This is a genomic window from Massilia consociata (assembly GCF_042432755.1).
GTDB classification, from domain to species: domain Bacteria; phylum Pseudomonadota; class Gammaproteobacteria; order Burkholderiales; family Burkholderiaceae_D; genus Telluria; species Telluria consociata.
In genome coordinates this window covers 13,868-26,592 of record NZ_JBHLWP010000014.1, presented here as the reverse complement: position 1 = coordinate 26,592, position 12,725 = coordinate 13,868, and the positions used below count along the sequence as shown (strand labels likewise).

The following is a 12,725-nucleotide window of genomic DNA, read 5'->3' as shown; positions in this document are numbered from 1 at the left end:
CCGGGCTGCTAGCGGCCGGGCGGACGGTGCGCGTCCACCAGCACGCTCGACACCGAAATGTGCGGCACCCGTTCGGGCCACTCGTCGTCCGGCCCGAACCAGCGCGCTTCCGCGATTTCGGATGCGTCGACGCGGATCTCGCCGTCGAGGTAGTCCGCCGTAAAGGCCAGCATCAGCGAATGCGGGAAGGGCCACGACTGGCTGGCGAAATAGCGCAGGTTCTGCACCCGTAATCCCACCTCTTCATACACCTCGCGGTGGATCGCTTCTTCCACCGACTCGCCCGCCTCCAGGAAGCCGGCCAGCGGCACGAAGCGCCTGGTCGGCGAAGCCAGGTGCATCGCCAGCAGCACGCTCTCGCCGTTGCGGATCAGGACCATCATGGCCGGCGAGATGCGCGGGTAGGCCATGTGGCCGCACTGCACGCACTTGTAGCAGCGCTCGCCGGCGACGAGCATGGTGGGGCTGCCGCAGGCGCCGCAGAAGCGGTGGGTGCGCGCCCATTCGGCCACCTGGGCCGCCCGCGCCGCCAGTCCCAGCAGCCCTTCGTCCATGCCCGCGAACAGCGAGCGCAGGCCGCGGAAGGCATGGCCTGGCGGCAGCGCCGGCTCGCTGTCGAACCAGCCGGCCTCGCAGTAGCGCTCGCCATACAGGCCGACCGGCTGCAGCCGGGTGCGGTCCACCTCGAGCCGGTCGAGGGTGGCGGCGTCGGGCAGGGCCAGGCCATCCTCGCGCACCAGCAGCCGTCCCCCGTGGAACAGGAAGCTCAGCGGTGCAGGATCGGGACGGGGTGCGAACAGTGGCGTGAACGAGGCGGGCGTCTGGAGCATGGTCGGGGCGATATGTCCGGCAAGGGGATGTCCGATGATACCGCCTTTCGCCGCTGCGTCCTTCGGCCTGCTTAAGAACGCCTAGTCTCTTCTACCCGGAAGCTGGCCGCATGGGACACACGGGTCTCAATCGAACGGCTCGAACTATTCCCTGCTCATCCAGCTCAAAGGGTGGCTGATCGCTGCATCGCCGCATCGCTGCACCGCACCCCAACAAGGAGAAGACGATGGACGATACCCCCGTTGTGCTCGGCATTAACCGGACCCAGGACGCCAGCATCTGCCTCATGCAAGGTTCGCACCTGGCCTGGGCCATCCAGAAAGAACGCCTCACGCGTCGCAAGCACCACTGGGGCAAGCCCGGCGACCTGCGCGACCATTACCTGCCGCGCCTGCCCGGGCTCGACCGGCCCATCGACATCGTGGTCGAATGCTTCTCCTCCGACGAAGAGTTCAAGCAGCTGCCCCTGTACGAGGAAGAACTGGCCGCCAGCCTGGCGCTGTCGCGGGGCGCCCGGCGCGCGCGCATCTCGCATCACCTGGCCCACTTGTACAGCGTGTTCCACCCTTCCCCGTTCAACGAAGCGGCGGTCATGGTCATCGATGGCCAGGGCAGCCCGGTGGCCGACTTCACCGAGCACTGGAGCGGTGCCGCCACCACGCCCGGCGATTGGCGCGAAGTCTCCTCCTTCTACGCCGCCAGCCGCGACGGGGTGCGTTGCATCGGCAAGCAGGTATGGGACCGCGACGACGGCCGGCTCGTCGGGCTCGGCATGTTCTACTTCCTGCTGACGCAGGCGCTGTTCCCCGGCGAAGGCAACGAAGGCAAGGTCATGGGCCTTGCACCGTACGGCGACCCGCGCGCACTCGGCCTGCCGCCGCTCGAAGTCGAAGGCATGGCGGTCGGCATCCCCTCTGCATGGCGCTCGCTGCTGCGCGAGCGGGGACGTTTTCGCTTCGGCGGCGCGGATGCGCGCTTCACCGACAGCGCCAACCTGGCGGCCGCCGGCCAGCGCGCCTTCGAAGACGCCCTGCTGGCGCTGGCGCACTGGCTGTACCGCCAGACCGGGGCCGAGCACCTGTGCTTCGCGGGCGGCACGGCGCTGAACTGCTCGGCCAACGAACGCCTGCTGCGCGAAACACCGTTCCGGCGCGTGTTCCTGCCGCCGGCGCCGAGCGACGCCGGCACCGCGCTCGGCTGCGCCATCTACGGCCTGGCCGAACTGGCCGGCAAGCGCTGCGACTTCCGCTGGAGCGCCGACTATCTCGGCCCGCCGCCGCAACTGTCCGACATCGAGGCCGCACTCGACGGCGCCAGCGATTTCATCGTCGAGCAGCCGGGCGGACGCGACGCCCTGTGCGCACGCATGCTCGACCTGCTGTGCAGCGGGCGCGTGGTCGGCCTGTACCAGGGACGCAGCGAGTTCGGGCCGCGCGCGCTGGGGCACCGCAGCATCCTGGCCGACCCGCGGCGCGAGCGCGTGCGCGACTGGATCAACGCGCGCGTCAAGCAGCGCGAATGGTTCCGCCCACTCGCGCCGGTGGTGCCGGAAGAACGCGCGCCCGTGTACTTCGACCTGGCAGGCGCATCGCCCTTCATGCAGTTCGCCGCCCCGGTGCGGCCCGAGGTCGCCCCGATGCTGCCGGCCATCACCCATGTGGACGGCACTGCACGCCTGCAGACCGTGGGGCCGGCCGACGACCCGCTGCTGCGCGCCCTGCTGGCAGGGTTCGAGGTACGCACCGGCGTGCCGGTCCTGCTCAACACCTCGTTCAACGGCAAGGACGAGCCGATCGTCGAGACGCCCTTCGAAGCGGTGGCGGCATTCCGGCAGATGCCCCTGCATGCCCTGGCCATTCCCCCCTTCCTCGTCACCAAGCGCAGCGAACCGGAGCTGCCGGCATGATCCGGGGCTATCCGGGCAGCCCGAGCGTGCAGGCGGGCGCGCCGCTGACGCTGCACGTATCAGGCGACCATCCACGCTTCCGCATCGCCATCTACCGCTGGGAAGACGGGCTGGTACCGGTATGGCGCAGCAGCTGGCTGCATGCCGAGCACGTCCCCGACGGACGCCCCGACGAAGACTGGCAATGGCCGCCCTACCAGGTCGAGACCGGGGCCCACTGGCCCTCGGGCGTCTACCTGGCCCATTTCGAGACGCCACATGGCAAATCGCTGCGCCTGTCCGCCGATTCCGCCGCGGCCCTGTTCGTCGTGCGCGGCGAGGGCACGAAGCCGATCCTGTACAAGCTGCCGATCGCCACCTGGCACGCCTACAACTGTTCCGGGGGTGGCTGCTTCTACATCAATCCGCCGCGGTCGGCGCAGCCGCCTGGCGCCCGGGTCTCGCTGCAGCGCCCCGGCGGTGGCATCGGCGGCGAGACCTGGGGTGCGCTCGACCACTACGACTGCACTTCGCTGCGCCAGACCTTCGCCCACTGGGATGCACGCTTCATCCGCTGGCTGGTCCGCAACGGCTACCAGGCGGACTTCTGCACCGACCTCGATATCCACGCACAGCCCTCGCTGCTGGAGAGTTACCGGCTCCTGGTCAGCGTGGGCCACGACGAATACTGGACCGAGGAAACGCGCGACGCCGTCGAAGACTTCGTCACCGGCGGCGGCAACCTGGCGCTGTTCGGCGCCAACCTGTGCTGGTGGCGCATCCATCTCGTCGACGATGGGACGGCCATGGTCTGCCACCAGGGCGGCAAGCACGGCGCATACGACCACTGGTGGCCCGCCACCGGTGCGGCACGCCCGGAAGACAGCCTCACCGGTGCGAGCTACCGCCACGGCGGCGGATGGTGGGACGGTCCGCGCGATACCACCGGCTACATCGTGCAGCAACCGGGACACTGGATCTTCGAGGGAACCGGACTGGCGCGGGGCGATGTACTCGGCCACGACACCTGGCCGCCGCTGGCGGGCTACGAATGCGACGGCGTGCCAGTCGACCACGTCAGCCGGGACGGTGCGGTCACCCTGTCCGCCTGGCGCGACGAGGCACGCACGCCCGACGGCTACCAGCTGCTGGCAGCGTGTCCGCTGGACCGGCGCTGGCAGGAGCTGCCACCGCGCGAACGCCACGGCGCCGGCGAAGGCGTGCACGTGGCGGCAATGGGCATGTTCCGCCGCGGCGGCACCGTGTTCTCCGCGGGGACGACCGACTGGGCGCAGGTGCTGGGTGGTGCACGCGACCGCAAGGTCGAGCGCATCACGCGCAATGTCCTCGACCGTTTGTGTGCCGGCTGAGTTTTATCAATCAAACCTCACGTTGCCGCTGGACCGGCTACCGCCCCCCCCCGGTTGGGTACCCGGGTCCGGTGGCCACCTATCGGAGAAAAGCATGTATCGGCGCCCTTTACTTCATCGTCATGAGATCCGTTCCGTCATCGTGTTTCGTGCACTACAACTGGGGGACATGCTGTGTGCGGTGCCGGCACTGCGCGCCCTGCGCGCCGCCCTGCCCGGCGCCCATATCGTGCTGACGGGATTGCCTTGGGCGGCCCAGTTCGCGCGACGTTTCGATACCTATGTGAACGAGTTCATTCCCTTCCCCGGCCACCCGCTGCTGCCGGAACAGCCGGTCCGCCACGAGGAACTGACTTCCTATTACGCCTCGGTCTGCGGCAGGGAATGCGACCTCGCGCTGCAATTGCATGGCAGCGGGGACATCACCAACCACATCGTTGCGGGTTTCGGTGCGCACACCATGGCCGGGTTCGTCCGTGGCGAATCGACCCAGACCGACCGCACCGTGCTCCTGGCCTATCCCGACGCCGGCGCCGAGCCGGAACGGCTGCTGCAGCTGACCGCGCGCCTGGGAGCGCCCGCCGTGGGCAGCCATCTCGAATTCCCGCTACGGCGTGACGACGTCGACGAGCTCGAAGCGAGCAAAGTCGCGCCGGAGCTCGAACCCGGCAGTTACATCTGCATCCATCCGGGCGCACGCAAGCGCGACAAATGCTGGCCGCCGGAACGCTTCGCCGAGGTCGCGGACGAACTCCATGACGAGTTCGGCCTGGACACCGTGCTGACCGGCTCGGCCGACGAAGCGCCGCTGGCACGCGCAGTCGCCCGGCACATGCGCTCGCCCGCAATCGAGGCCGCGGCGCCCATCTCGATCGGCGCGATGGCCGCCCTGATGAGCCGGGCGAGGCTGCTGGTCTGCAACGACACGGGCGTCTCCCACATTGCCGCCGGCCTCGGCCTGAACAGCGTGGTCGTGTTCAGCAAGGCCGACATCGCGCGCTGGGCTCCGCTCGACCGGCTGCGCCACCGCTGCATCTGGGACCCGGCCGCGGAACGCGCCGCCGTCGTCCTCCAGCACGCGCGCGCCCTGCTGGCCGGGACCGCTCCCAGCGGCCAGCGCGCTACCGGGATGTGGCCGTACTGGTGAGCCCGGCGGGCTCAAGCGTGATCGGGTGCCTGGCGGCTTACCGCAGGAGTGACAGTGCATGGCCGGCTACCTCGTCGACGCTCACCTCCGCCACGAAACTGGCCTGATGTGCGCAGCGGGCAGCGCGATTATCAAGGCCGCACACCGGACAACGAACCCGAGCGGAAACGGCAGCGCGCAACAGGCTCGGCCGCAATGGCGCCCCGTCAAGCAGGTTGGTGTGCCAGAACACCCCCACGGCCGGGGTACCGATGGCCAGCGCCAGGTGCAGGGGTCCGGTGTCGTTCGACACGACCAGCCGGGCACGCTCGAGCAGGCCGCACAGCCCGCCCAAACCCAGCGCACCGGCCAGGTCGATGGCAGGGTGGCGCATGCCGGCGACCACCTGGCGCACCAGGGGCGCCTCGTCCACCGTGCCATTGACCGCGACGACGGCGCCGGCGCCGGCGAGCGCGTCGCCGATGGCGGCAAACCGGTCCGCCGGCCAGCAGCGGCGCGGGTCGGACGAGCCGGGCTGCAGCACTACCAGCCGCCGAGCTTCCCCTTCAGGCGCGGGGCCGTTAGAGAGGGTATGTTCAGGCCGGTCCTGCCCAGGCAGGCACCTTCCAGTCAGAGGTTTTTCAGACAGCCCGTGTCCAGCCAGGACTCGGGCGGCCTCGTCGCGGTCTGCTGCCGTGACAGCCAGCTCGCGCGAAAGGAATGGCATGACGCCTCCGACCAGGGCCGCAAGCTCCAGCAAGGCCAGCCGCCGGTTCCCCGGCTCGACGTGGGCAACCCAGCGGTCGGTCGGCGCGGCGTCGCGGGCGCAGGCGCCGATGGTCAGGCGCGCGCCCAGGCACATGGTGAACGGGTTCGAATAGCGTCCGCCGCCATACATCTGGGCCACGATGTCGAAGCGCTCGGCACGCATCTGGCCGACGAACCTGTCCACGAGGGCGGCGTCGGCCGTGCCGTCGACCGGCGCGCCCACACCCGGAACCGGCGGCATGACGATGACCCGGTCGACCGGACCGGGCCGGCCTTGCAGGAACTGCGCATGCCAGGCCTTGCCGAGAAAGACGAGTTCGGCGTCCGGATAAGCCTGCTTCAGCGCATGCAAGGCCGGGAGCGCGAACACGAAATCGCCCACGGCATTCGGGCGCAACACGGCGATTTTCGCAACACCAGGCAGGCGGCCGGCATGCTGGTGGTGGGCGTACCGGCTCACGGCCCTGCCTGCTCCGAACCAGGCCCGGCCGGCGGGCTGCCTTGTACCGGCAAGGCCCAGGGCGCGTCGACGTCGCGCGCCTGCAGTGTCGTGGGCAATTCCATGTGATAGGCGCCCGATGGCAAGATGCCGCAGCCGCCGAAGCGGGCCATCACGCGCAATTGCGCAAGCACGTCTTCGCCACAGTGCTCGGCCGGCAGCGCGCGCCAGAATTCGAAGCCGCCCGCAGCCCGCAGTTTGGCGGTATCGAACAGGACGCAACCGCCCACCCAGGCCACGCGGTAAGCGCGCGATGCCTCGCGCGGTGCGCCAAGGCGCTGTTGCAGGTGAAACAGGTTGGCGGCACTATGCAGGTGGTGCCTTGGCCAGGCGCCGCTACCCGGAACCACGGTTTCCGGCTCGACCATCCCTTCCCAGAAGCTGATCTGTTCCTGCTCGGGCCGCTGCTGGCCGAGGTAGCTCAGGCCATGGAGGGCGCTGCCGACGAAGCCGCACCGGTGTTGTGCAAGCAGGCGCTGCAGGCGGGTGAGCAGGTCCGGTTCGAGGATGACGTCGTCGTCGACGAACAGGCAACACTCCCCTTGTGCCTGCGCCAACAGGAAGGCGCGTTGTTCCGCCATGCCGCGCCGCGGCAGGTGGTGCCAGGTCTCGACAGGCCGGCCCCTGGCTTGCAGGTAGCGCAGCACGGCCACGACTTCGGGCCGGCCGAGGGCACTTGCTCCTTCGGTCTGGTCCGAGACCACGACGCGCAGGTCGGGATAATCCTGCGCACTGATCGATGTCAGCGTGACTGCCAGCGCTGCAGGCCGGCCGCAGGTGGGCACGAGGACATCGATGCGCGGCAGGCTCAAGGCCGCTCCTGGCCGGCGCTGCGCTCGCCGGCGGCCCGCCCGTACAGGTAGGGATTGAGCGCCGGGTCGTTGTACATCTTGAACTGGCGGTACACCTTGAAATAGGCCTGGCCGGCACGCGCTTCGCGCAGCAGCTGGTCGAGGCAGGCCGCCAGGTCATGGCGCTGCGCGATCAGGCGCTGCAGCCGGGCGCTGCACGCCTGCACGTGCTCGCGCCCCGCTTCGCCGCGTTCGGTCTGCAGGCGCATGTGGTAAATCTTGAGCGACAGGATCGACAGGCGGTCGATCATCGCTCCGGGCGTCTCGCTCGACAGGCGTGCCCCGGGCGCCGGATCGGCGCAGTCGAGTTCCGCAAGCAAGGCCTCGTCGATCGCCTCGACCGCGTCGTTGCGCTGCTGGTTGTAGCGGTCGATCAGGCGCTTGCTGGCGGCGATCTCGGCCGCAGGGACGTCGACCCGGCGGGCACGGTCTTCCTCCTGCCAGAGCTGGCAGTTGCAGCGGTGATTGGTGTCGATGGCGCGCCAGGCGCCGGGCAGCTCGCCCGCCCGATGCGGAGCCGGCCAGTCGGGCCGGGAGAGCTCGTCGTCATGGAACTGCGTCACCGCAGCGGCAGCAAGGGCCGCGACAGGGGTGGCAGCATCGACTGTGCTGGACATGGGGTCTCCGTCATGGACAGGTTCGACTGGGAACACATCCGTTGGAGACAGCGGAATCGGTGAAGTTCGGTGATGCTACGCCCCGCTTGGGATAGCGCAAACCGGGTGCCGCAACAAGGAGAATGCAAAAAAAACGCAGACGGCTTGTGGCACGTCTGCGTGGAAATGCGGCTCTCGCCGCGCGAGGAGAGGGTTGCCGTCCGGGGACGGCGCAGGAGGAACTTGCCGGCCGCGGCCGGCTGAATCATTACTTCAGCAGGCGGGTGCGGCTGGCGACCAGGGCGATGACCACTGCCAGGCCGCCGACATAACCGATCGCGCCCTGCATGCCGACGAAGTGGGCGATGCCGCCGATCACGGGCGGACCCATCAGGGTGCCGCTGTAGGCCATGCTGGCAACGGCGGCCAGGGCCATGGGTCCTTGGCTACCTGCGGCGCTGAACACGAACGGGAACAGCAGTGCCAGGCCGAGGCCGGCGATCGCGAAACCGGCCAGGGCGGCGTAGGCGTTCGGCGCCATCACGGCAAAGAACAGGCCGGCCGCACCCACCGTCGAGCCCATGGTCACCAGGCGCTGGGCGCCAAAGCGGACCTTCAGCTTGTCGCCGACCAGGCGCGCCAGCAGCATCATCACCGAGAACGAGGACAGGGCCAGCGGCGCCAGGGCGTCCGATGCACCGAAGTGCTCTTTCAGGAACACGCCACTCCAGTCGGCGATGCTGCCTTCACACATGGCGCCGAGGAAGCCCAGCGCGCCCAGCAGTGCCAGCGGACCGCGCGGCAGCGAGAACGACTTCTTCTCGACCTGCTCGGTGCTGTCGTCGGCATCCATCATGCTGAAAGCAGCCCACAGCAGCAGGGCCAGCGGACCGGCCAGCATGATGAAGTGGGTGGCCGGAGCAATCTTCATGCTGGCCATCAGGCTGCCGAGGGTGGCGCCGGCCAGGCCGCCGGCGCAGCTGATCCCGTGCAGCTTCGACAGTTCGGCCTTGCCGGTATCCTTTTCACGCTTGGTGGCGGCCGAGTTGATGGCGACGTCGTAGGTGCTGGCGGTGAGGCCCAGCATCAGGACCGCCAGCATCAGGCGCGGCACGGTCGGCGCCATGCCGATCGCGACCAGCACGGCCAGCAGCGCCATGCCGGAGATCAGCAGCGACTTGCGGGCGCCGAAACGGCCCATCAGGAAGGACGAGACGGGGAACGACAGGACGGCGCCGAGGCCGCCGCACAACAGCACCATCGACAGTGCCGAGTGGGAGACCTGGACGCGTTCGGCCAGGGCCGGGATACGGCCAGCCCACGAGCCCATGACCAGGCCGAACAGTGCAAACAGGACCGGCAGAGTGTATTGCTGGGTCTGCGCGAAAGTGGAAGTACGCGGTGCGGAAACAGTGGTGTGCATCGAAACGGTCAATTGTTAAATTTTTTCGGGTGTATTCAGAACTGCCAGCCGGACCTGAAATAAAACATCGATTTAAAAATTGACGTCAGGAAGCTGATGGACGGCAATTTTAAACACCAGAAAAAATTTGTGTTTGCCGTACGGAAAAAAATTTTTGACCGTTGTTTTGCGTCGACGCAAAGATGACAACTTCATTGTCGAAGCTGCACAAAAGCATGGGAAAGCAGCAAAGAAGTGCTGCAAAAGCGTACAAATGAAGGAAATTACTGCTGAGTTCGTGAAGTTTTCGCGGCAGGCATGCTGCACTCAGAACTTGAGAAAACTCAAGAAATGCTGAGATCGCTAGAACTGCTCACAATATGCATTGGTGCAAATGGATTTAAAAGATAATCGAGCTGGGCAATAAATCTTCAGTCTCTTTATATCCATTATTCACTAAATCTATTACGCTCATTTAATACTTCAATTGTGAAATACAAAGCGAGCGCAGCGGTATCTGCAGGCCGTCTGATCGCCGTTCCTGCGGCCGCGCCGCCGGCTAAGACAGATGGGCGGGCACTGGACGCTCGCCGATCTGCTGGCGCCACATCGCGTAATACAGTCCCTTCTGCGCCACCAGCGCATCGTGCGAACCGGTTTCGACGACACGGCCCTTCTCCAGCACGTGGATCGTGTCCGCATGCATGACGGTCGACAGCCGATGCGCGATCAGGATCGTGATCTGGCTGGCCCGCGCCGAAATGCTGCGCACGGTGTTGGTAATCTGCTCTTCGGTCAGCGAATCGAGCGCCGACGTCGCCTCGTCGAAAATCAAGAGGCGCGGCTCGCGCACCAGGGCGCGGGCGATCGACAGGCGCTGCTTCTCGCCGCCCGACAGCTTCATGCCGCGCTCGCCGATGACGGTGTCCAGCCCCTGCGGCGCTTTTTCCACCAGGCCGGCGCAGGACGCCTGCGCCATCGCGGCGATGATCTGCGCGTCGCTCGCATCGGGCTTCACGAACAGCAGGTTGTCGCGGATCGTTCCTGCGAACAGGTGCGTTTCCTGCGTCACGAAGCCGATCTGGCGGCGCGCCTCGTTGTAGCGCAGGTCTTCGGTCGAGATCTCGTTGTAGTACACCTTGCCGCGCGCCGGCGTGTACAGTCCGACCAGCAGTTTTACCAGGGTCGACTTGCCCGAGCCGGACGGGCCGACGAAGGCGACCGTCTGGCCCAGCGAGGCGCTGAACGAGATGTCGACCAATGCGTCCTCCGGCGCCCCCTTGTGGCGAAAGCCGACTTCGGCGAAGCGGATCTGCTCGAGCGGCCCGATCTCGACGAAGTCCTGCGGGCGCCGTTCGATCGGCTTGTCCATCAGGTTGCGGAAATTGAGCAGCGACGCCTCCACCTCGCGGTGCGCCAGGATGATGTTGCCCCGCTCCTGCAGCGGCGCGAAGATCGCCACCGAGATGAACTGCATGGCGATCAGCTCGCCGGGCGAGAGGACGTCGCGGAAGATCAGCCACAGCAGCGCGAACAGGATCGCCAGTTTCAACAGGCTCAGGGTGCTGCCCTGCAGGAAGGAGAGCAGGCGGATGCGCTTCACCTTCTGCATCTCGAGCGCGAAGATGCTGTCGGTCTGTGCCTTCAGGCGCCGGATCTCGGTAAAGGTCAGGCCCAGGCTCTTGATCAGTTCGATGTTGCGCAGCGATTCGGTGATGAAGCCGGAGTTGCGGTTGGTCTCGCGCACGATCGAGCGCTGCTGGGTCTTGATCTCGCGGCTCAGCAATCCGGTCAGCCCGCCCAGCACCAGCACCCCGACCAGGAACACCGGCACCAGCAGCCAGTGCTTCGTCACCGCGTACCACACCAGGAAGCCCACCCCGACCAGCGACGCGAACACGGTATTGATGAAGGTGTTGATAAAACGTTCGCTGTCCGCGCGCACCTTCTGCAGCAGCGACAGCGTCTCGCCGCTGCGCAGGTCTTCGAATTCCTGGTATTTCAGGCGCAGCACGTGGCGCAGCCCGTCGTTGAAGATCGCCACCCCCAGCTTCTGCACGACCAGGCGCGTCACGTATTCCTGCAGCGCCCTGGCCAGGCGCGCCAGCAGGGCCACCAGCACGGCAAGGCCCAGCAGGCGCAGCACGCCCGCCACCAGTTCGTCGTCGGACCGGCTGCCGGGGTTGAGCGCATAGTCGTCGATGATCCACCCGAAGATGATCGGGTCGACCAGGTTCAGGACCTGTGCGGCAGCGGCCAGCAGCAGCGCCAGCGCGGCAAGGCGCCAGTGCGGGCGCAGGTAGATCCAGAGGATGTGCATGTCGGCATGCTACCAACGCGGCCGTTCGGGGCGGCGCACGGCGTTCCCGGTCGTTGCCCGCATCGAGCACGCGTTCCGCCCACTACGAATTTAAGTTGATTTCAGAGTAACGCGTTGCCTTTTCCCATGCAAAAACAGTAAAGTAGAGCCATTTGCCACTCACTCCAGCATGGAGGTTTGTTTGAACGACAGTACCAGCGGACCATCCCCCCAGCGATTGCTGCTCGCGACGGACCTGTGCGCGCGCTGCGACCGTCCACTGGACCGCGCGAAGCAACTGGCCCGCGAATGGCAGGCCGAACTCGTCGTCCTGACCGTGCGCGAAGGCCCCCGTACGCCCGAGGAAGTCAGCTCGTGGCTGGACGGTGAGCGCACCACCGGAGCCTTCGAACTTGCCGCGCGCCGCGAACTGGAGGCGGAGTTCGCCGGCACCGGACTTTCCCCCTCCCTGCAAGTGATGGAGGGGGACGTCATCGACAACATCCTCGGCGCGGCCTCTGCCCTCGACGACACCGTGGTCGTCACCGGCGCATCCGGCGAAGACACCTTCCAGCAGCTGATCCTCGGCTCCACCGCCGAGCGCCTGTCGCAAAGCCTGATGCAGCCGCTGCTGGTGGTGCGCCAGCGCACCCGCGGCAGTTACGACCGGATCCTGGTGGCGAACGATTTCTCGGACGCGGCGCGGCGCGCGCTCGCCACCGCCGTCCGCCTGTTCCCGGGACGCCGGATCGTCCTGTTCCATGTCCTCGAGGCGGTTGCGGAGCCGGTGGCCGGCGCGGTACAGGAAGCCCTGGCGGCGAGCGAACGCTTCCTCGACAGCTGCGCCCTGCCCGCCGGCGCGCGCGAGCACATTGCGACCTTCATCGGCCACGGCAGCGTCCCGGACACCATCTCCCGCTACGCACTGGAGCAGGCGCTGCAGCTGGTGGTGCTCGGGGTGCGGCGCCAGTCCGGCATGGCGCGCGTGTTCATGGGCAGCCGCAGCGACGACCTGCTGCAGCACCTGGCCTGCGACACACTGGTGGTGCCCGCGGCACAAGGAGGCGGCGATGGCTGATCCGCACCGCTGCCGCCACG

At 67.4% G+C, this 12,725-nt stretch carries 10 protein-coding genes; 4 read left to right on the top strand and 6 right to left on the bottom strand.

Annotated elements, in window-relative coordinates:
• Positions 1-8 precede the first annotated feature (8 nt).
• Entirely contained in the window at positions 9-830 is an 822-nt protein-coding gene (gene nudC, locus ACFFJK_RS16600) for an NAD(+) diphosphatase (RefSeq protein ID WP_379680601.1), read from the bottom strand.
• A 227-nt stretch (positions 831-1,057) separates the two neighbouring features.
• On the opposite strand from nudC, the gene ACFFJK_RS16595 reads away from it, so the two are divergent.
• The 3 genes from ACFFJK_RS16595 to ACFFJK_RS16585 all read left to right on the top strand — a co-directional run bounded on the left by ACFFJK_RS16595 (position 1,058) and on the right by ACFFJK_RS16585 (position 5,233).
• A complete protein-coding gene (locus ACFFJK_RS16595) occupies positions 1,058-2,737 on the top strand; it encodes a carbamoyltransferase family protein (protein WP_379680599.1) in 1,680 nt (559 codons plus the stop codon).
• Positions 2,734-4,086, top strand: a complete 1,353-nt coding sequence (locus tag ACFFJK_RS16590) for a N,N-dimethylformamidase beta subunit family domain-containing protein (RefSeq protein WP_379680598.1) — start codon at positions 2,734-2,736, stop codon at positions 4,084-4,086. The genes ACFFJK_RS16595 and ACFFJK_RS16590 overlap by 4 nt, the downstream gene beginning before the upstream one ends.
• A gap of 169 nt (positions 4,087-4,255) precedes the next feature.
• Positions 4,256-5,233, top strand: a complete 978-nt coding sequence (locus ACFFJK_RS16585; protein WP_379680596.1) for a glycosyltransferase family 9 protein — start codon at positions 4,256-4,258, stop codon at positions 5,231-5,233.
• 37 nt (positions 5,234-5,270) lie between these two features.
• Here ACFFJK_RS16585 and ACFFJK_RS16580 read toward each other — a convergent pair whose 3' ends face one another.
• The 5 genes from ACFFJK_RS16580 to ACFFJK_RS16560 form a co-directional block, all read right to left on the bottom strand.
• Positions 5,271-6,440, bottom strand: a complete 1,170-nt coding sequence (locus tag ACFFJK_RS16580; protein ID WP_379680594.1) for a glycosyltransferase family 9 protein — start codon at positions 6,438-6,440, stop codon at positions 5,271-5,273.
• Positions 6,437-7,291, bottom strand: coding sequence for a glycosyltransferase family 2 protein (locus ACFFJK_RS16575; RefSeq protein ID WP_379680593.1), 855 nt, complete (start codon positions 7,289-7,291; stop codon positions 6,437-6,439). The genes ACFFJK_RS16580 and ACFFJK_RS16575 overlap by 4 nt, the downstream gene beginning before the upstream one ends.
• Positions 7,288-7,947, bottom strand: coding sequence for a DUF4254 domain-containing protein (locus ACFFJK_RS16570; RefSeq protein ID WP_379680591.1), 660 nt, complete (start codon positions 7,945-7,947; stop codon positions 7,288-7,290). The genes ACFFJK_RS16575 and ACFFJK_RS16570 overlap by 4 nt, the downstream gene beginning before the upstream one ends.
• Before the next feature lie 247 nt (positions 7,948-8,194).
• Entirely contained in the window at positions 8,195-9,349 is a 1,155-nt protein-coding gene (locus tag ACFFJK_RS16565; RefSeq protein ID WP_379680589.1) for an MFS transporter, read from the bottom strand.
• A 538-nt stretch (positions 9,350-9,887) separates the two neighbouring features.
• Positions 9,888-11,648 carry an ABC transporter ATP-binding protein gene (locus tag ACFFJK_RS16560; protein WP_379680588.1) on the bottom strand — a complete coding sequence of 587 codons (1,761 nt, stop codon included), beginning with the start codon at positions 11,646-11,648 and terminating at the stop codon, positions 9,888-9,890.
• A 181-nt stretch (positions 11,649-11,829) separates the two neighbouring features.
• On the opposite strand from ACFFJK_RS16560, the gene ACFFJK_RS16555 reads away from it, so the two are divergent.
• Complete coding sequence (locus ACFFJK_RS16555; RefSeq protein WP_379680586.1) at positions 11,830-12,705, top strand: universal stress protein; 876 nt, start codon at positions 11,830-11,832, stop codon at positions 12,703-12,705.
• Positions 12,706-12,725: the final 20 nt, after the last annotated feature.